Here is a 21,424-nt window from a genome sequence, read left to right on the forward strand (position 1 = left end):
ATGCCGCACCTGCCCGCCGCCCGCATCGGCGATCCGATCAGCGACCTGGCCGCCCCGATGGTGCCCGGGCCGCCCACCGGCGTGCTCGGCATGCCGGGAGCCGGCCTGCCCCCGGTGATGGGCGTGGCGTCCGTGCTCATCGCCGGCAAGCCGGCCGCGGTGGTCGGCACCGCCGCCGTCTGCACGCCGCACCACGCGCTCCTGGCCACCAACGTGGTCCGGCCGCCCACGCCGCCCCGGATCGGCGGGCAGGTGATGATCGGCGGATTCCCCGCGGCCCGCCAGTTCGACCAGGTGGTGTGCAACGCCCGGATCGTCGCCGGCGCGCCGACCGTCCTGATCGGAGGCTGAGGTGGCCGAACAGTTCATCGGCAACGGCTGGGCGTTCCCGCTGCGGGTCGACGCCACAGGCGGTATCGCGCTGGTCAGCCGGGAACGGGAGATCGCCGAGGCGATCCGGCTGATCCTGGCGACCGCGCCAGGCGAACGGCCGATGCGCCCGGAGTTCGGCTGCGGCGTGCACGAGTACGTCTTCGCGCCCGCCGACGAGAACACCGCCGGGCGGATCGCCTTCGAGGTGCGCCGGGCGCTGGACCGCTGGGAACCGCGGATCGACGTCACCGACGTCGTGGTCGGTTTCGACGACGAGGACGCCGGAGTCCTCTACATCGATGTGCGGTACGCCATCCGCGGCACCAACGATCCGCGCAACCTGGTCTTCCCGTTCTACGTCATCCCGTCGCACGACGACGGCCCCGCAGAGAGCGCCGCCTGATGCCGTTGCCCACCCCGAACCTCGACGACCGCCGTTTCCAGCAACTCGTCGACGAGGCCAAGCGATTCGTCCAGCAGCGCGCCCCGGAATGGAGCGACCACAACGTCTCCGACCCCGGCGTGACGCTGATCGAGGCGTTCGCGCACATGGTCGACCAGCTGATCTACCGGCTGAACCGGGTGCCCGAGAAGAACTACCTGTCCTTCCTCGACCTGATCGGGATCCGGCTCTTCCCGCCGGCCGCGGCCCGGGGCGGCGTCACGTTCTGGCTCTCCGGCCCGCAGGAACAGCCCGTGCTGGTGCCGGCCGGTGCCGAGGTCGCCACCGAACGCACCGCCACCGAGGACGCCGTCGTCTTCACCACCTCGGCCGACCTGGCGATCGTGCCGTGCCGGCTCACCCGGCTCCGCCGCCACCCCGCCGCCGGCCCGCCCGCCGACCTGCTCGACGCGGTCACCGACGGCCGGGACGTGCCGGTCTTCCAGGAGACGCCGACGGCCGGCGACAGCCTGCTGATCGGATTGTCCGCGCCGGTGCCGTCCTGCGCGGTGCTGCTCGAACTCGACAGCCGGGTCGAAGGCGTCGGCGTCGACCCGCGGCAGCCGCCGCTGGTCTGGGAGGCGTGGACCGGCGAGGGCTGGACCGCCTGCGACATCGACCGCGACGACACCGGCGGCCTCAACCGGCCCGGCGACGTGATCCTGCACGTGCCGGCCGGGCACGTCACCTCGGCGCAGGGCGGGCAGGCGGCCGGATGGCTGCGCTGCCGGCTCGTCGAACCCGGGCCGGGACAGCCGTTCTACACCCAGTCGCCGACCGTGCGGGCGGTCGTCGCGGCCACCATCGGCGGGACGGCGCCGGCCATGCACGCCGAGACGGTCACCGAGGAGACGCTCGGCGACGCCGAAGGCGTACCGGGACAGAATTTCGTGGTTTCCCGCCCGCCGATCGTCGCCGACGGGGAGCCACTGGTGGTCGAGACCTCCGACGGGGAGACCTGGACCCGGTGGACCGAGGTGGACGACTTCGCCGCCTCCGGGCCGTTCGACAGGCACGTCACCGTGAACCGGACCACCGGCGAGGTCGGCTTCGGGCCGGCGGTGCGGCAGGCCGACGGCACCCTGCGGCAGTACGGGGCGGTGCCGACGGTCGGCGCCCGGGTACGCATCCAGCGATACCGGACCGGCGGCGGGCGGCACGGGAACGTGGCCCGGCGGGCGCTGTCGGTGCTGCGCAGCACCATCCCGTACATCAGCGTGGTGGAGAACCGCGGCCCCGCCCTCGGCGGCGTCGACGGCGAGACGGTGACCGAGGCCCGCACCCGCGGCCCGCTGCAACTGCGGGCCCAGGACCGGGCGGTCACCGCCGCCGACTACGAACTGCTCGCCCGGCAGGCCGCGCCGGCCGCGGCCCGGGTCCGGTGCCTGCCCGCCGGGGACGGCAGCGACGCCGGCGGGGTACGGCTGCTCGTCGTCCCGGCCGCCGTGCCGGACGAGGCCGGGCGGCTGCCGTTCGAGGATTTGGTGCCCGGCGACGACATGCTCGCCGCCATCGCCGCCGACCTCGACCGCCGCCGCCCGATCGGCGCCCGCCTCGTCGTCGAACCGCCCTACTACCAGGGCGTCACCGTGGTCGCCCGGTTGCGGCCCCGCCCCGACGTCTCCGCGGTACGGCTGCGGGTCCAGGCGGAGGGCGCGCTGTACCGGTATCTCGACCCGCTCCAGGGCGGGCCGGACGGCCACGGCTGGCCGTTCGGGCGGCCGGTGCACTCCGGCGAGGTGTTCGGGGTGCTGCAACGGCTGCCCGGCGTCGAGGTCGTGGAGGAGGTCCGGATGTTCCCGGCCGACCCGCTCACCGGCCGGCGCGGCGACGAGGTCACCCGCCTCGAACTGGACCGGCACGCGCTGGTCTTCTCACACCAGCACCAGGTCCGGGTGGAGGAACGATGAGCGAGCGAGCCGCGGTGCCGGAGCTGCGGTCGCCGGATCCGCTGGGGCGGCGACTGCCCGCGGTGTACGCGGCCGACGATCTGGCGCAACGGATGACCGACGGGTTCGACCAGGTGATCGCGCCGGTCCAGGCCACTCTGGACAGTCTGTGGGCGTACCTGTCACCGGATCTCGCACCCGAGGACTTCGTCGACTGGCTGGGCGGATGGGTCGGCGCCACGGCCGGGCCGGACCGGCCCGCCGCGCAGCGCCGGAACGCGGTCCGCACGGCGGTCGCCACCCATCGGGTCCGCGGCACCGCGGCCGGTCTGGCGGCGGAGATCCGGGATGTGTTCGGGGTCGAGGCGGAGATCATCGAGAGCGGTGGCACGGCCTGGTCCGCGACACCGGGTTCGCGGCTGCCGGGAAGCCCCCGACCCGATCTTCTGGTACGGGTACGGGCCACCGGCCCGTCCACCGCGTTCACCGAACGACTCCGTGAATTCGTCGAGGCAAACCGGCCGGCCCACGTGCCGTGCCGGGTCGAGGTGGTGCCGGCATGACCCTGTGCGACAACTGTGGATCCCCGGTCACCCGGGGCGACGCCTTCTGCGGCGTCTGTGGCGCCTTCCTGGACTGGCCGGACCCCACTCCGGCACCCCCGCCCCCGGTCGCCGCCCCTGCCCCCGCACCGCCGGCGCCCCCGGTTTCAGCCCCCGCCTCCGCACCTCCGGTCCCTGCCCCGGAGCCCGCGTCCTCGATTCGTGCTCGCACATCCGCGCCTTCGGCGCCCGCGTCTCCACCTTCCGCCCCCGAGCCCGCGCCTCCGGTCTCGGCGCGCGAGCCCTCGGGTTCCGCCCCCGCATCCGCGCCTCCGCTTTCTGCGCCTGCGCCCGGCGGCTCAGTTCCTGCCCGTACCTCCGCGCCCTCTTCCGCCCCTACCTCCACGTCGGCGTCCACGCCCGCACCCGCACCCGGGTCTGCTCCCACACCCGCGCCCGCTTCCGCATCTGCGCCTGCTCCCAAACCCTTGCCCGCTCCCACTCCTTCGGTTCCAGCTGCGGCGTCGGCAATGAAGGACGAAAGGGGTATCTCGGTCGACAAGAAGGCGGTGAGGGAAGCAGCGAAGGCAGCCGTGAAAGACGTGGCCACCGAAGCGGCGGCGAGGGAGGCCGTGAAGGAGGCGGCCACCGAAGCGGCGGTGAAGGCGGCTGCGAAGGGTGCGGCGAGGGAAGCTGCGAAGGAGGCGGTGGCGGAGACCGTCAGGGAAGCGGCCGCCAAGGATGCGGTGCGGGAGGTCGCGAAGGACGCGGTGCGGGAGGTTCTGAAGGAGGCGGTGGCGGAGACGGTGAAAGAGGCCGGGAAGGCTGCGGAGGCGCCGCCGTCCGCTCGTAGCCGGGCCGCCGCTCTCGTCATCCCGGTCGCCGAGGCCACCCTCCGGCCGATCGCTGAACCCATCGTCGTGCCGAAGGAGAGTTCCGGCGAGCAGCCCGGCGCGGTCCAGCCGGGCCGTCCGGTCGCCCCGCGCCCGGTTCTGCGCGAGTTCACCGACGTCCCGGACACTTCCGGCGAGGTGACCTGCCCGAACTGTGCGGCCCCCAATCCCGCCGACCGGTCCTTCTGCCGCCGCTGCGGTCAGTCGCTGCGGGCCGCTCCGCCGGCCACCCGTGCCCGCCGCCGGTTCCGTCTGCGCTGGCCCAAGGGCCGTGGTCGGCTGCGCCGCCTGCTGGCGATCCTGCTGGTGCTGGTCCTGGTGGCATTGCTGGCCTGGGCGGGTCTGCGGTACGGCCCGGGCCTGCTCGAAACCATCCGGGACCGGACGGCCACCCCCAAGCTGATCACCCCCTCGGCGGTGACCGCCTCCAGCGCCGCCCGCGGGCACGACGCCCAACTGGTCAGCGACGGGCTGAGCAACCGGTACTGGGCGCCGGCGGCCGGGAAGGGCGGCGGCGCCTGGGTGGAACTGGCCTTCGACAAGCCGATCCGGGTGCTCAGCGTGATCGTCCACGGTGGTGTGTCGCCGCAGCAGCAGAAGTACGCCGCTGACGGCCGGCCGGCTGATGTGCTGTTGTCGCTGTGGTCACGGGACGGTTCGCGTACCGATCAGCGGTTTCACCTGGTCGACCGGGCCGGCCCGCAGACTTTCGAGACGGCGGTCGGTGACGTGGCGAGGATGCGCCTGACGATCGAGTCGGGTTACGGCCTGGGCGGCGGCAGGGTTCCGGCGATCGGTGAGATCGAGGTGTTCAGGCGACCCTGAGCGCGCCGTCCGGTGAGACGCCGAGGGTGTGCAGGACACTCTCGTACTGGCGGCGGGTCCGGGCTGCCGCGGCCTGGTCGCCGGCCCGCACCTGGGCCGCGATGAGCAGTCGCCAGCCGGCGTCGTGGTGCTGGTCGAGGTCGAGGGCGCGCCGGGCCGCCCGGGCCGCGGCGACCGGCCGGCCGGCGCCGAGTTCGAGGTCGGCGAGCATGCCGGCGGCTTCGGCGGCCTGTGCCCGGTACCGTTCGCGGGCGGCGACGGCCCAGTCGGCGGGCCCGTCCTCGGGGAGCAGGTCGTCGGCGTGCAGTTGCAGCGCGGCCCGGAACTGCCGGATCGCTTCGGCCGGGTCGGTCGTGGCGGCCTGCCGGCCGGCCCGGTACGCCGCGGCGAACGCCGCCACGTCCAGGTCGGCCGTCTCGGTCTCCAGCCGGTAGGTCGCCCCGTCCCGGACGATGTGCCGGGACGCCCCGCGGGCCACGCCGGGCTCCAGGAAGGTGCGCAGGGTGGAGACCGCCACCTGGAAGTTGTTGAGCGCCGCGGGGCCGGTCATCTCCGGCCAGAGCGCGTCGATGATCTGTTCGCGGTGCACCGGGCGACCCGCGGCGGCGGCCAGGTAACGCAGGAGGGTGCGGCTGCGTGGGCGGATGGCGCCGAGATCCCGGCCCCGTCCGTCGTCCTCCTCGATCCGGAAACCGCCGAAGCAGTACCAGTGCAGCGTCATGATCTCTCCCGTGGGCATCGGGTCGTGGTCGGCCGTCCGGGCAAGGAGTGGGGGCCTTCGTGGACGGTCATCGTGGCCGACCCGGACGAGTATCAACGACTACCGGGCGAGAACGGGAGATCTCGTATGGGAAACTTTCTATTACGCATGATCTTGGGAAAGTCGCCCGGATCTGGTCTTTCCGGGCCCTCAGCAGGGCCGATGGATGATCGTCCGGGTGATCCACAGGGGCTTTGGGAGCGGTCCCATTGTCGCCTAGTTCACAGCGTCGCGTTGTGGCGCAGATCCTATTTCTCGCCGCCGGTGACCATGCTGGACCCGCCCGCGGCGATGCGCCGGGCGTTCGCCTCGGCTTCCCGCTCGCCGCTGCCGTCCGGATCGGTCACGTCCACCCCGCCGATCGCCGAACCCACCGTGGTGATCGGCTTCACCACGTGGGTGAGCTCGTGGATCCGTGTCTCCCGGCTCTGCCCGCCGGCTCCGTACACGATGGAGTCGCCGATGGTGAAGGCCTTGGCGTCGACCGCCGCGGCGGCCCGCTCGGCGGCTGCCCCGCGGAACTCCCGGACACCGGACAGATCGGACTGGAACGCCGACTCCATCTCCCGCTGGAACGGCGTGTCCAGCGGCCGTCCGGTACCCCGCAGCGCCGTGTCCACCAGGTTCGTCGCGTTCTCCGTAGCACCGCCGTGCCCGCAGCCGTCGCCGCATCCGGTGTCGTGGCTGCGGGCCGCGAGCATTTCGCCGACGGCCCGGTTGCCGGCCAGTCGCTGCAGCGCCGGGAGGCCGCGTCCGCCCGAAGCCGTCCGCGGTGCCGGCGCGGCGGGTGTAACCGTCCGCCCGGTCTCCGCGGACCTGTCGGCCGACCGCTGGCTGCCCATCTGCGCCTCTTCCTCACGCGGCGTCGTCAGTCGGTCCGACGCTAACCGGTTCGGTCGCCGTCGTGCCGCCGTCCGCGCCCTTCCGGCCCGTCCGGGCACCCTTTCTGCCCCGATGGCCGTCGGCGGCCCGCATCCGTCATTCGAGTGCGGGGACCCCGGGCGCCGTACGCGGCCGGAGTCCCCACCCGGGAAGGGTCGTCAGGGGGTGAAGGTGATGCCGGCCGGTTTCGCCTCGGTGAGCAGGCCGGTGAAGCTCCCGTCCTTCAGGCCGAAGTTCGCGCTGCCGAAGTTGTAGCCGCTCAGCGTGTTGCGGATGGCGGTGGACGGGAAGCCGTTCCAGCCGACCAGGGACGGGTACTGCCAGGTGCCGTGCCCGTTCTCCGGCGGCTCGTCCCCGGTGCCGGCGAGCCGGAACGCGTGGGTGCCGGCGCCGTCCTTGTGGTAGACGATCTTCGGGTGGGTGCCGGTCCACCGGACGCTGCTCGCGGGGTGGATGTCGAAGTCGCCGTGCGCCGAGGTGGCGACGTACTTGGCGACGTCGTTCTGCACCCAGACGACGACGTGTTCCCAGTCGTGGCGGTGGCCGCCGATGGGGGTGCCGGGGAGTGCCTGGTCCTTCTCGAAGTAGAGGCCGTACGCGATGGCGCACCACCCGTTGTTGCACTTGTACCGGGCGTACCCGTTGGTGTTGTCCAGATCGGAGTTGTCGCGGCAGTTGCCGTTGAGTGCTCCGGTCGGGTTGAGGCCGCCGTTGACGACGCCGGTCGGCCCGATGGCCGGGGTGGGATAGCAGCCGTCGGTGTCGTAGTCGTACGCCGGCTGCCATTTCGTCTCGATCGCCTCGGCGTTGCCGGGTAGTTCGGTGGGTGGTGCGGCCAGTGCCGGGGTCGCGGCGGCGACGACCATGGCGAGGGCGGCTCCGGCGACGACGGCGGTGCGGCGGGTTCTGCGGGCCATGCGCGGGCTCCTTGCCTAGCGGTGACAACCGCGCTCAGCCTCGCGCCGCCGGATTGATCAGGTCAATAGCTGATCTTCGATTTAACCAGCCGCTTCCGCAGCAGTAGATGGACGGCAACCAGGGGGACGACACCGGCCGGATACCAGAGCAGATCGACCGGGTCGAAACTCGTGCCGAGCGCCAGCCGGACCAGCGCGCTGTGCTCGGACAACGCCGCCGGCACGCCGGTCAGCTGGAACAGTTCGGCGCCCCAGCACCAGGCCAGAGCCGCCGCTCCGGCGGCGACCGGGGAGAGCCGCGGCCACAGGACCAGAACCCCCGCCCAGATCATCGAGGCGTAGAGGGCGGTCGCCGAGGACTGCTCCAGCCGGCCGCCGATCGGGGCCACCGCGCGGATCGCCAGGGCGACGGCCACGAAGCCCAGCCCGGCCCCGGCCATGGCCAGCCGAAATCGCGGATTGCTGACCGACATGCCGCGATCCTAAAGCCGGGGGCCGTCTCGGGGTTCCTCCCGATGCGACTCCGGCCGGGCCTCCCTACCGTCGAAAGTATGAAACTGCTGTTCAGAGTCCTCAGCGTGATCGTCGCGGGGTATTTCATCGTGCGGGCGGTCGCCGAGCCGTTCCTCATCGACGTGACCGATTCGTCCACCTACGCGGGCGACTGGGGCGGTCCGAGCCTGCTCGGGGTGCTGGCCGTGCACTGCGGTCCCGGGGTGCTCGCGGCGATGTTCCTCTACGGGCTGGTGGTGCGATGGCGCCGCGAGCGGACCGAGCGGAAGCAGATCACTCAGCCCGTCTGAGCCGGGCCAGCAGTTCGCCCTCGGCGGCGTCCGACACCGGGTCGGACCAGAAGCCCAGGGGTACGGCCCGCAGGTTCCGCCCGAGCGGATCCAGCAGATGGCCGCCCAGTTTCAGCACCCACAGCGCCACCGCCCGGTCGATGATGGTCAGCTCCGGCGCCTGCACGCCGAGCCGGGCCTCGAACGCCGCGAGCTCGTGCACCGACCGCAGCCAGACGATGACCAGCAGGTTCGCCGTGCCGGACAGGGTGGCGCAGAACCGGGTCTCGCGCATCCCGTTCAGCTTGCTGACCGTCCGCCCGGTCTCCGCGGGCGGCAGTGTGCACCACAGTGACACCGAGATCGGATAGCCGGAGACGTACCGCGCCACCTCGCAGCGGTAGACGATCGACCGTTCCGCGTCCATTCGGTCCAGCCGCCGCCGGACCGTCGTCGGGCTGAGCCCGGTCCGCTGCCCGATCCGGACGGCGCTCTGCCGGGGGTCGGGACTGAGCGCCTGATAGAGCGCCAGGTCCTCGGCGGTGAACGCGCGGCCGGACCACGGCTGCTGCGGCCGCCCGGCGAGCAGCCGCCGGGCCGGTTCGCTGAGCCGGTCCAGCCGCCACCGGCTGCCCTCGGTGTGCACGGTGACCGCGATCTGGGTGCGCGACGCGGCGACGCCCGGCAGCATGCCGAGCCGCAGACTGAGGTAACGGCCGAGCTGCACGTGGTCGGCGAAGGCGGCCTGGACCAGCAGATCACGGGCGCCGGTGACGTGTTCCAGGGTCACCACGTGCACATCGTCGGCGAGGGTGGCGGCGACCTCGGGCAGCCGCCCGGCGACACAGTCCACCTCGATGATCGCGAAGACCACCGTGGCGATCGCCATCTGGGCGGGCAGGCAGCTGATCCAGGCGTGCCCGGACCGGTAGAGCCGGTTCCATCGGCGGGCGGCTGTCGACCCGTCCACTCCGAGGGCCGCTCCGATCCGCTGCCAGTCGGCGCGCGGCGCCAGCTGAAGCGCGGTGATCAACTGATAGTCGAGCTCATCCAGGGTGAGCGTTTCCGGCGTGTCAGCGGCCGTCATCGGCGGATCTCTGCAATCCAGCGCCGACAGCGATCATTCTGCCGACCATACCGCCATGTTCTCCTCGCTTGACGCCCTTCCCCTGGCGGACCGACTGATCAGCCTGCGCCACGCGCTGCACCGCGCACCCGAGCTCGGCCTGGACCTGCCGAACACCCAGGCCAAGGTCCTCGCCGCGCTCGCCGGGCTGCCGCTGGAGATCACCACGGGCACGGCGCTGACCTCGGTGACCGCGGTTCTGCGGGGTGGGCGGCCCGGCCCGGCGGTGTTGCTGCGCGGGGACATGGACGCGCTGCCGGTGCAGGAGGAGAGCGGGATTCCGTACGCCTCCGAGCTGCCCGGCCGGATGCACGCCTGCGGCCACGACATCCACACGGCCGGCCTGGTCGGCGCGGCGCACCTGCTGGCCGGTCGGCGCGAGGAGCTGGCCGGGGATGTGGTGTTCATGTTCCAGCCCGGTGAGGAGGGCCAGGGCGGCGCCAAGCTGATGATCGACGAGGGCGTGCTGGACGCGGCCGGGCCCCGGGTGGTCGCCGCGTACGCCGTCCACGTCGCCGCCACCACCCTGCCGCTCGGCCTGACCGCCACCAGGGCCGGCACCGTGCTCGCCGCCTCCGACACGGTCACCGTGACCGTCACCGGCCACGGCGGTCACGGCTCCTCGCCGCACCTGGCCGTCGACCCGGTTCCGGCGCTCTGCGAGATGGTCACCGCGTTGCAGAGCGTGGTCACCCGCACCATCGACGCCTTCGACCCGGCCGTCGTCACGGTCGGCTCGATCCACGCCGGGTCCGCCGCGAACGTCATCCCGGAGAGCGGCACCCTGCAGATCACCGTCCGCAGCTTCTCGGCCGCGACGCACCGGGCGATCCGGGGCGGCATCGAGCGGGCGCTGCGCGGGATCGCGGACGCGCACGGGGTCCGGGTCGAGATCGACTACCAGGAGAACTATCCGGTCACCACGAACGACGCGACCGAGGCCGACTTCGCGTTGCGGACCGCGCGGGAGTCGTTCGGCGAGCAGCGGGTGTTCGTCGCGCCGCGCCCGATGGCCGGTTCGGAGGACTTCTCCTTCGTGCTCGACGAGGTGCCCGGCGCGTACCTGATGCTCGGCGCCGTGCCGCCCGGCACCGACCCGTCGACCGCCCCGATGAACCACGCGCCGCAGGCTGTCTTCGACGACCGGGCCGTCCCCGAGGCGGCCGTCCTTCTCGCGTCGCTGGCCGCGAACCGTCTGGAGCTGGCCGCGAACCGCCTGAAGAAGGAGGCCGGCGCATGACCGCCGTCCTGGACCGGAGCAGGGTGTCGGCGGTCGTCGGCCTGCTCGTGCTCTTCGAGGTCACCAGCGGGTTCATCCAGGGCGGGGTGGCTCCGCTGCTGCCCGACCTGGGCGCCGAGATGAACATCTCGGACGCCGACCTGAACTGGGTCATCTCGGTGCAGTTGCTCGCCGCCGCGGTGTCCGTGCCCGCGTTCGGCCGGCTCGGCGATCTCTACGGGCACCGCCGGATGCTGCGGGTCGCCCTGATCTGCGTCGCGATCGGCGGCCTGCTCGTGGCGCTCGCGCCGAACCTGATGGTGCTGCTGCTCGGCCGGGCCCTGCTCGGCCCGCTCGCCGCGCTGCTGCCGCTGGAGATCGCCCTGGTCCGGGACCGGCTCCCGGCCGAACTGGCCCGGCGCGCGATCGCCCGGCTGGTCGGCGCGCTCGCCCTCGGCACCCTGCTCGGCGCGGTGATCACGGCGGGCCTGCACTCGATGATCGGCGACGCCCGGCTCACCCTGCTGATCCCGGCGGTGCTCGCGGTGCTCTGCGTGCCGGTGTCGTTCGTGGCCGTACCCGAGAGCGAGAACCTCGCCACCGGAAAGCTGGACGTGCCAGGCGTCCTGGTGCTCAGCGTATCGATGGTCGCCCTGCTCGCCGGGATCTCGCTGATCAGCACGTCGACGGCGCTCGGTGCCGGGCTGCTCGCCGCCGGCGCCCTCGGGCTGGCCGGGTGGGTGCTGCTGGAACTGCGCACCGCCGAGCCGCTCGTCGACCTGCGGGCGCTGACCGGCCGTGAGGTCGCGCCGTTCTTCTTCTGCTCGTTCGTCTTCGGCATCGTCTACTTCGGCAGCCAGGCGCCGGACTCGACGTTCCTGGCCGCCGACCGTGCCGCCACCGGGTACGGCTTCGGCTTCACCGCCCTGCAGATTTCCCTGGTCGCCCTCCCGGCGGCGGTCGGGGCGGTGATCGGGTCGAGCCTGACCGCGGTGATCGCGAGTCGGTTCGGGTACCGGCCGACCCTGGTCACGGCGTTCGCGGTGATCGGCGTGACGTTCGTGGCGATGGCGCTGTTCCACGACCAGCTGTGGCAGCTGCTGCTGTTCAAGGTGCCGGTCGGGCTGGCCGCCGGTGTCGCGCTCGGCGCCATGCCGACGGTGATCGCGGAGACCGCCGAACCGTCCCGGACCGGCATCACCACCGCGCTCTACAACAACGTCAAGACGCTCGGCGGCGCGGTCGCCGGAGCGGTGGTCGCGGCGATCCTCGCGGCGCTGGTGCAGGCCGGCGGGGACACCCCGACCGAGGGCGCGTACGTCGCGGTCTGGCTGATGTGCGGCGTGCTGTGCGCCGGCGCGGCGCTGGCCGCCCTCGTCGCCCGCCGGGCGGAAGCGGTCTGAGTGGGCACTTCACCGACGGAAGACCGGGCGGCCGCCCGGTCTTCCGTCGTTCTCAGGATTCGATGGCCGGTGGCTGGCGCTGGGCCGGGATCAGAGCGGTCGCGTCGGGGTCGGGCGCCCTCGCCGGGGTACGGTCGTCCGTCGGCCGATCCAGCTGAACGGTCTCCGCGTCCCGTTCCACCTGCTCCACCGGCCTCGTGACGGGCTCGTCAGAGGGCGGTTTCGCAGCGCCCATGTCGAGCGCGACCGTGGGTTCCGCCGGGGCGGGCGCGGTCGGCTGGGCCGGGGGAGCGGTCGCGGGTTTCGCGGGCGGCGGGGTCACCGTGGCCGGGCGGTTGATGCTCGGCAGGGCGACGGTGGGATCGGCGGACGGCGGGACGACGGCCGGGGGTGTGGTCGCCGGGCGGATCACCGTGGTCTGCTCGGCGGCGACCGGGGTGCCGGCCACCTTCGCCGCGCCGCGGAACCGGCCGATCTCACCGATGATCGGCAGCACCGGCGGCTCGTAGCGGGCCCAGCGGCGGGCGCTCAGCGCCGTGCCGAGCAGCGGGATCGCCAGCAGACCGGCCAGACCGTACCCGGGGCGGCTCAGGTCGAAGCCGTCCTTGGCGACCTCCGGCGCCCACAGCGACGCGTACGCCTCCGGGGAGTTGAAGGCCCAGATCGTCACGCCGAGGAACGCGGCGCCGGTCAGGACCGGGCCGGCCGGTGAGACCGGGGCGAAGGTGAGGATCGCGTAGAGGATGCCCGCGAAGATCAGGAGCAGCAGTCCGCTGATCGACTCGGCGGAGAAGAACTCCCGGCCACGGCTGCTCAGGTCGTTGGTGAAACCGACCCCGGCGAGCACCCAGATGGAGGGGCCGAGCACAAGTGCGTAGAAGATCGACCTGAGGTGGCGCATGATCCGGCACGGTACCGGCCACGAGCAAGAACTACCGTACCGGGCATGGAAGAACAGCACCCCGGCCGGCCGACCGCGCTGTCCCGGGTCACCTTGAGCCGCATCATGACGGCGGTCGACGTGAACCTGTACGGGACCGTGCACGGCGGCGTACTGATGAAGTTCGTCGATGACGTGGCCGGCGCGGCCGCGGCCCGGCACAGCGGCGGTACCGCCGTGACCGCGGCGATCGACGAGATCGTCTTCCTCGAACCGGTCCGGGTGGGCGACCTCGTGCACGCGTACGCGCAGGTCAACTGGACCGGCGCCAGCTCGATGGAGATCGGGGTGCGGCTGGCCGCCGAGCGCTGGGACACGGTCGGGCCGGCGCCGACCCCGGTGGCCACCGCCTATCTGGTGTTCGTGGCGGTGGACGTGGCCGGCAACCCGCGGCGGGTGCCGCCGGTGCTGCCCGAGAACGACGAGGACAAGCGCCGTTTCACCGAGGCGATGATCCGCCGGGACCACCGCCTGGCCCGTCGCGCGGCCATCCAGAAGGCCCGCGCGGAGCACCGATCAGTCGGCTGATCGAGCGTTAAGGTGTGGGGATGACGACAGGAGTGGTGACGGCCGGCACAGTGCTGTGGGAGCCGCCGGTGGACATCCGGGACACCTCCCGGATCGGGCACTATCTGGCGTGGCTGGAGTCCGAGCGCGGGCTCCCGTTCGCCGACTACGCGTCGCTGTGGGAGTGGTCCGTCACCGACCTGTCCGCCTTCTGGCAGTCGATCTGGGACTACTTCCAGGTGATCGGGCACGAGCCGGCCACCGCCGTGCTGGACGGCGCCGAGATGCCGGGGGCGCGCTGGTTCCCCGGAGCCACGCTCAACTACGCCGAGAACGTGCTGCGCCTGCCCGGCTTCGCCGACGAGGATCCGGTCGTTCTGGCGTACTCGCAGACGCGTGAGCCTGTCACCCTGACCGCCCGTCAGCTGCGTGACGACGTCCGCCGGGTCCGTGCCGGGCTGAAAGCCCGCGGGGTGACCGCCGGTGACCGGGTGGCCGCCTACGCGCCGAACATCCCGGAGACCTACGTGCTGATGTTGGCCACCGCCAGCCTCGGCGCGGTCTTCTCGTCGTGTGCGCCGGAGTTCGGCGCCCGCAGCGTCATCGACCGCTGGAGCCAGATCGAGCCGAAGGTGCTGGTCGCCACCGACGGTTACCGGTACGGCGACAAGGACGTCGACAGGCGTGCCGAGATCGCCGCGATTCGGGCGGCCATCCCGTCGATCGAGCACGTGATCACCATCGGTTACCTGCACGGCGGTGGTGACTGGGACACCCTCGCCGGCTCCTCGGACGAGCCGATGGAGTTCGCGGCGGTGCCGTTCGACCATCCGCTCTACGTCCTCTACAGCTCCGGCACCACCGGCCTGCCCAAGCCGATCGTTCACGGGCACGGCGGCATCCTGCTGGAACACCTCAAGATCCTGGCGCTGCACCACGATCTCGGTACCGGCGACCGGTTCCTCTGGTTCACCACCACCGGCTGGATGATGTGGAACTACCTGGCCAGCGGGCCGGCCGTCGGCGCGGCGATCGTGCTCTTCGACGGCAATCCCGGCTGGCCGTCGCTGGACGCGCTGTGGGACCTGGTCGACACCGCCGGGATCACCTATTTCGGCACGTCCGCGCCGTTCCTGCTGGCCTGCCGCAAAGCCGGGCTGACCCCGCTCTCCCGGTGCGCGGGACTGAAGGGCGTCGGCTCGACCGGCGCGCCACTGCCGCCGGAGGGCTGGGCCTGGGTCTATCAGGCGGTCGGCGCCGATGTCCGGCTGGTGTCGCTGTCCGGCGGCACCGACGTCTGCACCGGTTTCGTCGGCGGTGTGCCGCTGTTGCCGGTCCGGGCCGGGATCATCACCAGCCGGATCCTCGGCGCGCGGGTCGAGGCGTACGACGGCGCCGGCAAACCGGTCACCGGGGAACTCGGCGAGCTGGTCATCACCGCCCCGATGCCGAGCATGCCGGTCGGGTTCTGGAACGACCCCGACGGCAGCCGGTTCCGGGAGGCGTACTTCGACGTCTTCCCGGGCGTCTGGCGGCACGGCGACTGGATCACCATCGAGCCGGACGGCGGCTGCGTCATCACCGGCCGCTCGGACGCCACCCTCAACCGGGGCGGCGTCCGGCTCGGCACCGCCGAGTTCTACTCGGTGGTCGAGAGCCTGCCCGAGGTCGCCGACTCCCTGGTCGTGCACCTGGACACCCCCGGCGACCCGAACGGCGAGCTGCTGCTCTTCCTCGTCCTGGCCGACGGGGTGGAACTCGACGACGCGCTCCGCGCCCGCCTCGCCCGGGAGTTGCGCGCCTCCCTCTCGCCCCGGCACGTGCCCGATGCCGCCCATCAGGTACGGGCCATCCCGCGCACCCTCTCCGGCAAGAAACTGGAGGTGCCCGTGAAACGTATCCTCACCGGCACCCCGGTCGAGTCGGCCGCCGCCGAGGGAGCCCTCGCCAACCCCGAATCCCTGACCGCCTTCGCCGAGCTCCGGCAGCAGCGGGTCAGACCAGCGTCAGCGTGACCTTCTCGGTGGCGGCGCGGGCCTCGGTCTTCGACGGGTCCAGGTTGGCGCAGAGGACGATGCTGGCCCCGGCGACGAGCGGCGCCAGCAGCCAGTCGGTGGCGTCCGGGTAACCGGCGGTGTCGATCAGCACCCGGGCGCCGGCGGTGATGCCCAGCTGAGCGGCACGGTCGGCGGCCTCGGCGACGGCGTCCTGGTGGCTCAGCTCGATCGGGCCGGCCAGGGCGCGGTCGGCCGGGTCGACCGGCGCGCCCCGGAAGTGGTCGCCGTGGTTGCGGACCTCGAGGACATAGTCGATGTAGCCCTCCGGCGGGGTGCGCAGCGGCATGGCCAGCGGGAGCAGGCCGGTCGCGTACCGGTCGAGGGTGGACCAGCCGGCCGCGGACGTGAGCCGGTCCAGGCTGGTGAAGAGCGCCTCCACCGGCTGCGGGTCACCGCCCAGGTCGGCGGCCAGGCCGGCGGCCGACACGCCGAGCAGCAGCGCAGCGGTCTGCCAGTGCGGCGGCAGCAGCAGCGCAACCGTGTCGCCGTGGCCCAGGCCGACGCCGTCGACAAGCAGGTTCGCGGTCTTCGACACCCAGTTGTCCAGGGTGATCCCGGACAGCTCGGTGCGGTCGCCGGTGGCGTCGTCATACCAGGTCAACAGGGGTGCGGCCGGGTCGCGGCGGACCGCCTCGGCGAAAACCTGGGGAATCGTCGTCTTCATCGCTCCCCAGCGTAGGCGCATCACGCACAGTAGTTGGCGCGTAAGGGCCGCGACGATCGGCAGTGTCGTGGACACCTGTCTGAAGCCTTCCGGGCGTACCCTCGAATCGTCGGTAGTCCCATTGCCGCATCGGTACGTCAGAGACGCCAAGGAGATGCCTCGTGACCCCCGGTCGCCCCCCGCGAGTGCTCGTCGACGCAACCAGTGTCCCCGCCGACCGTGGCGGGGTCGGCAGATATGTCGACGGGCTTCTCGGCGCGCTGGGGCAAATGAGCCCCGAGCGTGTCGATCTCGCTGTCGTGTCCCAGCGCGCGGATGCGGAGCGTTACCGCCGCATCCTGCCCAGCGCCGAGGTGATCCCCGGCCCGGCGGCGATCGTGCACCGGCCGGCCCGCCTCGCCTGGGAGCAGACCGGCCTGCCGCTGCTCGCCCAGCAGGTCGGCGCGGACGTGCTGCACTCGCCGTTCTACACATGCCCGTTGCGGGCCGGCTGTTCGGTCACCGTCACGGTGCACGATGCCACCTTCTTCACCGAGCCGGAGCATTACGAGAACACCAAGCGCACCTTCTTCCGCAGCGCGATCAAGACGTCGCTGCGGCGCGCCGCCCGGGTGATCGTGCCCAGCAAGGCCACCCGGGACGAGTTGATCCGCCTGCTGGACGCCGATCCGACCCGGATCGACGTGGCCTACCACGGTGTCGACCAGGTGGCGTTCCACGCGCCCACCGAGGAGGAGAAGGCCCGGGTCCGGGCCCGGCTCGGTCTGGGCGACTCCGGCTACGTCGCGTTCCTCGGCGCCAAGGAGCCCCGTAAGAACGTGCCGAACCTGATCCGCGGCTGGGCCCGCGCGGTGGCCGACTGGCCGCACCCGCCGGCTCTGGTGATCGCCGGTGGTCAGGGGCACGACGACGACATCGACCGTGCGGTGGCCGAGGTCCCGGCCCACCTGCGGCTGCTGCGCCCCGGCTATCTGCGGTACGCGGATCTCCCCGGCTTCCTCGGCGGCGCCCTGGTCGCCTGCTACCCGTCGTTCGGCGAGGGTTTCGGCCTGCCGATCCTGGAGGCGATGGCCTGCGGCACGCCGGTGCTCACCACGCCCCGGCTGTCGCTGCCCGAGGTCGGCGGGGACGCGGTCGCCTACACGACCGAGGCGCCGGACCGGATCGCCGTCGATCTCGCCGACCTGCTGCACGCCGAGGACCGCCGCCGGACCCTCGCCAAGGCGGGCTTCGACCGGGCGAAAGAGTTCACCTGGGAGTCCAGTGCGGAGGTACATGTAACCACGTGGAATCGGGTTGCTGCTTGATCATCAACTAAACTCTCCGCGCATGAGCGACGAACAGGCTGTGTTGTACGGAGTGGTTCTGGCCGGCGGCACCGGAACCCGTCTCTGGCCCCTGTCACGCGCCGGTCATCCCAAGTTCCTGCACCCTCTGACCGGTACCGAGGCGTCGCTGTTGCAGGCCACGGTCGACCGGTTGGACACTCTGACGTCACCCGACCGGGTGTTCGTGGTGACCGGAGTGGCGCACGCCGCGGCCGTCTCGCGGCAACTCTCCGCAGTGCCCGACGAGAACGTTCTGGTCGAGCCGTCGCCGCGGGACTCGTGCGCGGCCATCGCCCTGGCGGCCGCCGTCATCGCCCGCCGCGACCCGGAGGCGATCATGGGCTCGTTCGCCTCCGATCACCTGATCGCCGACAAGGAGGCGTTCACCGGCGTCATCCGCCAGGCGATGGAGGGCGCGCGGCAGGGTCTGCTGATGACTCTCGGCATCACCCCGACCAGGCCCGAGACGGGGTACGGCTACCTGCAGTGCGGTGGCGCGATCGGGGACGGGCCGCAGCTGACCGTCGAGGAGTTCAAGGAGAAGCCGACGTACGAGGTGGCCGAGGGCTACGTGAAGTCCGGTGGCTACCTGTGGAACGCGGGCATGTTCGTCTGGCGGGTCGACGCCTTCCTGGCCGAGCTGCACCGGCAGCAGCCGCAGCTGGCGGCGGGGATCAGCCGGATCGCGGCGGTCTGGGGCACCGCCGAGCAGGAAGAGGTCATGGGCGACGTGTGGCCGACGCTGCCGAAGATCTCGGTGGACTACGCGGTCATGGAGGGGGCGGCGGCGGTCGGCCGGGTCGGGACGGTTCCCGGCGACTTCGGCTGGAACGACGTCGGTGACTTCCACACGCTCGGTGAGGTTCTCACCGCCGACCAGGCGGGGAACGTGGTGGTCGGGCACCAGGGGTCGTCGGAGAAGCACACCGTTCTGCTGCGGGACACGGAGTCGCTGGTCGTGGTGCCCTCGTCCGGGCGTCTGGTGGCCGCGATGGGGGTCCGGGACCTGGTCATCGTCGACACGCCGGACGCCGTGCTCGTCTGCCCCCGGGAGCGGGCGCAGGAGGTCAAGCAGCTCGTCGACCATCTCAAGGAGCTCGGGCAGCACGGCTACATCTAGGCGTTTCCCGGCCGCGTGTGTGGTCCGGCTGCACATGGCGGCCGAACCACACACCTGGCCGGGGTCCTCCGCGAGGGCCCGGTCGCGGTTCGTGGGGCGGGTTACGGCAGGCGGGACAGGGCCGGTGCGATCTGCTGGACGGTGCCGGAGGCCAGCGGCGTCGGCAGATCGCCGGGGTGGAACCAGGCCAGGGCGGAGGACTCGTCGCTGATCTGCTCGACGCTGCCCTTCGGCGCGCGCAGCATGAAACGGACGTCGTAGTGGGTCGAGGGTTCGGCGGGCGCGCCGTCGTGTGCGCCGCACCGGACGTCGTGGATGTCGATGTCGATCGGGGTGGGGTCGAGGATCAGGCCCGGGATGCCGGACTCCTCGGTGGCCTCGCGGAGGGCGGCGGCGGCCAGGGTCTCGTCGCCGGGCTCGCAGTGGCCGCCGAGCTGCATCCACAGGTTGAGGCGGCCGTGCAGGCAGAGCAGGATCCGCTCGGTGTCGTCGACGATCAGGGCGCTGGCGGTGACGTGGCCGATACGGTGGGCGCGCGTCATCGCGGCGGGGCCGTCGGCGAGCAGGTCCAGGGTGCGTTTGCGGGCGAGTTCGGCGTCGTCGGACGTGGCGGTCCAGGTGGAGAGGACGTCGACGGTGTTCTCGTAGAGGGCGGTCATTCCGGGGCTCCATCGATGTAGATCAGGGTGACGCCCTCGTCGTCGATCACGGCTTCGGTGCGGACACCCTCGGCGGCGAGGGCGGCGCGCAGCCGGTGGGCTTCGGCGCCGGTGCGGATCAGGGCGGCGGGGCCGTCACCGGTGGGAGTCAGACGGATCCCGTCGGCCAGGAGGACGCTCGACGTGAGCAGATCGCCGAGCGTGCGGAGCGCGCGAGCCGCAGCGGCCGGATCGACCGCGAGGGGACCGGCAGGCGGAGCGCCGTCCAGGGGCGTCTCCCCCCGGGAGCGGCCGCCGGTGTGGGGAGGTTCGGGGAGAGTGGCGGCGGCACGCAGGCCCTCGGCGCGGGCCTCGGCCGTGCCCAGGCCGAACATGTCGCTGGCGGCGTCGCGGATCAGGACCGACACGCCGGGGCCGTCGCCGGTGATCAGGGCGGGATAGCCGCGGACCACCGCGACCGGGACCCGGCCGGTCTTGCCCTTGACCAGTTCGGCGGCGGCGGCCAGCTCGTCGACCACGGCCATCTGCGTCAGGCTCAGCTCGTTGCCGTACGGGTCCAGCTTGCCGCGGTGGTCGAGCAGGGCTTCGATGCCGGCGGCGCCGAGGGCCACGTCGGTCAGGCCGTTGCGCCAGGCCCGGCCCATCGTGTCGGAGATGATCACCGCGACGTCCAGGCCGCGGTCGCGCAGACCGGCGCGCAGCTCGCGGGCCGAGGCGTCGGGGTCCTCGGGCAGCAGGACCAGGTGAGTCTTGTCGACGTTGGAGGCGTCGATGCCGGCGGCGGCCATCACGAAACCGTGGTGGGTCTGCACGATCGTGGTGGGGCCGCGGCGGGCCACCACCCGGGCGGTCTCGCCGGCCAGCGCGTGCTGCCGGGCCTCCTCGCGTTCCGGGCCGTCGGCCGGCACCTCGACCAGGCGGCCCTCCGCCTTCGACACGATCTTGCTGGTCACCACGAGGATGTCGCCGTCGGCGAGCCAGGGCGCGGCCGATGTGATCATCTCGGCCAGATCGTCGCCGGCCGTGACCTCGCCGATCCCGTGGATCGGGAGGACCTCCAGCCGGTCGGTCATCGGGCCAGCTCCAGGGCGTCGGCGACCATCCGGGCGGTGAGCGTCTCGTCCTTCATCCACAGCGGGACGGCGCGGGTCCGCACGCCGGGGACCTGGGCCGCCGCGTCGGAGGTGTCGACGAGCCAGCCGTCGAGCAGACCGCCCTCGGCGCGGGGGCCGTACATCCGGCCGACGCCGGCCGCGCTCACCTCGACGTCGAGAGTGGCCAGGCACTTGTCGGCCATGCCGCGGACCGGGGCGCCGCCGATGATCGGGGAGATGCCGACGACCGGGGCCGGGCCGTTCGACACGGCGTCCTTCAGGGCGGGCACGGCCAGGATCGGCGCGATGCTGACCACCGGGTTGCTCGGGGCGACCAGGACGACGTCGGCGCCGGCGATCGCCTCCAGGACCCCGGCGGCCGGTTTCGCCGACTCGGCGCCGCGGAAGACGAAACGGTGCGTGGGTACCTCGCCGCGGTGACGCACCCACCACTCCTGGAAGTGGATCGCCTTGCGCTCGCCGTCGACGTCCACGACGACGTGCGTCTCCAGGCGGTCGTCGGAGGCCGGGATCATCTCGATGCCGGGCTGCCAGCGCTCGCAGAGGGCCGCGGTGACCGCGGAGAGCGGGTAGCCGGCGTTCAGCATCGTGGTGCGTACCAGATGGGTGGCGGTGTCCTTGTCGCCCAGGCCGAACCAGGACGGTTCCACGCCGTACTTCGCCAGCTCCTCCTTGACCACCCAGCTCTCCCCGACCCGGCCCCAGCCACGTTCCGGGTCGGCGGCGCCGCCCAGTGTGTACATGACGCTGTCCAGGTCGGGACAGATCTGGAGGCCGTGCATCCGCACGTCGTCTCCGACATTGACGATCGCCGTGACATCGGCGCCGATGTCACGGGCATGTGCGCGCACACCGAGGAGGAAACGGGCACCGCCGATGCCCCCGGTCAGGACCACGATCCGCATTCCCTCATCCTCGCGCACCGGCGTCGTCCCACGGGTTGCCGGGTCTCGGTTTACTCTGGGCCGACCTCGATCACCGC

General features: G+C 72.4%; 22 protein-coding genes. 12 read left to right on the forward strand and 10 right to left on the reverse strand.

The annotated features are described in order from the left end of the window. From Aut01nite_RS05295 to Aut01nite_RS05315, 5 genes are all read left to right on the forward strand, one after another. Complete coding sequence (locus tag Aut01nite_RS05295) at window positions 1–351, forward strand: PAAR domain-containing protein (RefSeq protein ID WP_043522057.1); 351 nt, start codon at window positions 1–3, stop codon at window positions 349–351. Window position 352: 1 nt separating this feature from the next. Then, a complete protein-coding gene (locus Aut01nite_RS05300) occupies window positions 353–775 on the forward strand; it encodes a GPW/gp25 family protein (protein ID WP_043522056.1) in 423 nt (140 codons plus the stop codon). Further along, a complete protein-coding gene (locus Aut01nite_RS05305; protein ID WP_043522054.1) occupies window positions 775–2,724 on the forward strand; it encodes a putative baseplate assembly protein in 1,950 nt (649 codons plus the stop codon). Before Aut01nite_RS05300 ends, Aut01nite_RS05305 begins: the two co-directional genes overlap by 1 nt. Then, window positions 2,721–3,266, forward strand: coding sequence for a phage tail protein (locus Aut01nite_RS05310; RefSeq protein WP_043522053.1), 546 nt, complete (start codon window positions 2,721–2,723; stop codon window positions 3,264–3,266). The genes Aut01nite_RS05305 and Aut01nite_RS05310 overlap by 4 nt, the downstream gene beginning before the upstream one ends. A 572-nt stretch (window positions 3,267–3,838) precedes the next feature. Then, the gene (locus Aut01nite_RS05315) at window positions 3,839–4,963 is read left to right on the forward strand and encodes a zinc ribbon domain-containing protein (RefSeq protein ID WP_052163136.1); all 1,125 of its coding nucleotides are present in this window, start codon (window positions 3,839–3,841) and stop codon (window positions 4,961–4,963) included. On the opposite strand, the gene Aut01nite_RS05320 is transcribed toward Aut01nite_RS05315, so the two are convergent. The 4 genes from Aut01nite_RS05320 to Aut01nite_RS05335 all read right to left on the reverse strand — a co-directional run bounded on the left by Aut01nite_RS05320 (window position 4,950) and on the right by Aut01nite_RS05335 (window position 7,995). Continuing rightward, window positions 4,950–5,684, reverse strand: coding sequence for an AfsR/SARP family transcriptional regulator (locus Aut01nite_RS05320; RefSeq protein WP_043522052.1), 735 nt, complete (start codon window positions 5,682–5,684; stop codon window positions 4,950–4,952). The genes Aut01nite_RS05315 and Aut01nite_RS05320 overlap by 14 nt on opposite strands. 287 nt (window positions 5,685–5,971) lie before the next feature. Beyond that, on the reverse strand, window positions 5,972–6,565 hold the full coding sequence (locus Aut01nite_RS05325) for an eCIS core domain-containing protein (RefSeq protein WP_052163135.1): 594 nt from the start codon (window positions 6,563–6,565) through the stop codon (window positions 5,972–5,974). 198 nt (window positions 6,566–6,763) lie between these two features. Beyond that, a complete protein-coding gene (locus Aut01nite_RS05330; protein WP_043522051.1) occupies window positions 6,764–7,522 on the reverse strand; it encodes an NPP1 family protein in 759 nt (252 codons plus the stop codon). 62 nt (window positions 7,523–7,584) lie between these two features. After that, window positions 7,585–7,995, reverse strand: coding sequence for a ribosomal maturation YjgA family protein (locus Aut01nite_RS05335; protein WP_043522050.1), 411 nt, complete (start codon window positions 7,993–7,995; stop codon window positions 7,585–7,587). A 78-nt stretch (window positions 7,996–8,073) separates the two neighbouring features. On the opposite strand from Aut01nite_RS05335, the gene Aut01nite_RS05340 reads away from it, so the two are divergent. Further along, the gene (locus Aut01nite_RS05340; RefSeq protein ID WP_043522048.1) at window positions 8,074–8,325 is read left to right on the forward strand and encodes a hypothetical protein; all 252 of its coding nucleotides are present in this window, start codon (window positions 8,074–8,076) and stop codon (window positions 8,323–8,325) included. Here Aut01nite_RS05340 and Aut01nite_RS05345 read toward each other — a convergent pair. Next, window positions 8,309–9,391: an Lrp/AsnC family transcriptional regulator gene (locus tag Aut01nite_RS05345; RefSeq protein ID WP_043522047.1), complete on the reverse strand. Its 1,083-nt coding sequence runs from the start codon at window positions 9,389–9,391 to the stop codon at window positions 8,309–8,311. The two genes, Aut01nite_RS05340 and Aut01nite_RS05345, sit on opposite strands and share 17 nt — an antisense overlap. Window positions 9,392–9,446: 55 nt before the next feature. On the opposite strand from Aut01nite_RS05345, the gene Aut01nite_RS05350 reads away from it, so the two are divergent. Both Aut01nite_RS05350 and Aut01nite_RS05355 read left to right on the forward strand, forming a co-directional pair. After that, window positions 9,447–10,670 (forward strand): M20 metallopeptidase family protein, encoded by a 1,224-nt coding sequence (locus Aut01nite_RS05350; protein ID WP_043522046.1) that lies wholly within the window; start codon window positions 9,447–9,449, stop codon window positions 10,668–10,670. Beyond that, complete coding sequence (locus tag Aut01nite_RS05355) at window positions 10,667–12,052, forward strand: MFS transporter (protein WP_043522044.1); 1,386 nt, start codon at window positions 10,667–10,669, stop codon at window positions 12,050–12,052. The genes Aut01nite_RS05350 and Aut01nite_RS05355 overlap by 4 nt, the downstream gene beginning before the upstream one ends. 52 nt (window positions 12,053–12,104) lie before the next feature. On the opposite strand, the gene Aut01nite_RS05360 is transcribed toward Aut01nite_RS05355, so the two are convergent. Continuing rightward, window positions 12,105–12,953 (reverse strand): hypothetical protein, encoded by an 849-nt coding sequence (locus Aut01nite_RS05360; RefSeq protein ID WP_152628459.1) that lies wholly within the window; start codon window positions 12,951–12,953, stop codon window positions 12,105–12,107. A gap of 45 nt (window positions 12,954–12,998) precedes the next feature. Here Aut01nite_RS05360 and Aut01nite_RS05365 point away from each other — a divergent pair, with 45 nt between their 5' ends. Both Aut01nite_RS05365 and Aut01nite_RS05370 read left to right on the forward strand, forming a co-directional pair. Continuing rightward, window positions 12,999–13,520 (forward strand): acyl-CoA thioesterase, encoded by a 522-nt coding sequence (locus Aut01nite_RS05365; protein ID WP_043522040.1) that lies wholly within the window; start codon window positions 12,999–13,001, stop codon window positions 13,518–13,520. A gap of 20 nt (window positions 13,521–13,540) precedes the next feature. Beyond that, a complete protein-coding gene (locus tag Aut01nite_RS05370) occupies window positions 13,541–15,514 on the forward strand; it encodes an acetoacetate--CoA ligase (protein ID WP_043522038.1) in 1,974 nt (657 codons plus the stop codon). Here Aut01nite_RS05370 and Aut01nite_RS05375 read toward each other — a convergent pair. Further along, window positions 15,495–16,220 carry a TIGR03089 family protein gene (locus Aut01nite_RS05375; RefSeq protein WP_043522036.1) on the reverse strand — a complete coding sequence of 242 codons (726 nt, stop codon included), beginning with the start codon at window positions 16,218–16,220 and terminating at the stop codon, window positions 15,495–15,497. The two genes, Aut01nite_RS05370 and Aut01nite_RS05375, sit on opposite strands and share 20 nt — an antisense overlap. 161 nt (window positions 16,221–16,381) lie before the next feature. Here Aut01nite_RS05375 and Aut01nite_RS05380 point away from each other — a divergent pair, with 161 nt between their 5' ends. After that, window positions 16,382–17,527: a glycosyltransferase family 4 protein gene (locus tag Aut01nite_RS05380; RefSeq protein WP_043522034.1), complete on the forward strand. Its 1,146-nt coding sequence runs from the start codon at window positions 16,382–16,384 to the stop codon at window positions 17,525–17,527. 22 nt (window positions 17,528–17,549) lie between these two features. Beyond that, complete coding sequence (locus tag Aut01nite_RS05385; RefSeq protein ID WP_373871445.1) at window positions 17,550–18,668, forward strand: mannose-1-phosphate guanylyltransferase; 1,119 nt, start codon at window positions 17,550–17,552, stop codon at window positions 18,666–18,668. Between the two features lie 101 nt (window positions 18,669–18,769). Here Aut01nite_RS05385 and Aut01nite_RS05390 read toward each other — a convergent pair whose 3' ends face one another. Genes Aut01nite_RS05390 through cofD form a run of 3 tightly spaced genes read right to left on the reverse strand, consistent with a single transcriptional unit; the run spans window position 18,770 to window position 21,347 of the window. After that, on the reverse strand, window positions 18,770–19,327 hold the full coding sequence (locus Aut01nite_RS05390; RefSeq protein ID WP_043522033.1) for an NUDIX hydrolase: 558 nt from the start codon (window positions 19,325–19,327) through the stop codon (window positions 18,770–18,772). After that, the gene (locus tag Aut01nite_RS05395; protein ID WP_043522032.1) at window positions 19,324–20,400 is read right to left on the reverse strand and encodes a coenzyme F420-0:L-glutamate ligase; all 1,077 of its coding nucleotides are present in this window, start codon (window positions 20,398–20,400) and stop codon (window positions 19,324–19,326) included. Before Aut01nite_RS05395 ends, Aut01nite_RS05390 begins: the two co-directional genes overlap by 4 nt. Continuing rightward, a complete protein-coding gene (gene cofD, locus Aut01nite_RS05400; protein WP_043522030.1) occupies window positions 20,397–21,347 on the reverse strand; it encodes a 2-phospho-L-lactate transferase in 951 nt (316 codons plus the stop codon). The genes Aut01nite_RS05395 and cofD overlap by 4 nt, the downstream gene beginning before the upstream one ends. Window positions 21,348–21,424: the final 77 nt, after the last annotated feature.

Origin of the sequence: Actinoplanes utahensis, from assembly GCF_016862455.1 — a bacterium.
Classification (GTDB): domain Bacteria; phylum Actinomycetota; class Actinomycetes; order Mycobacteriales; family Micromonosporaceae; genus Actinoplanes; species Actinoplanes utahensis.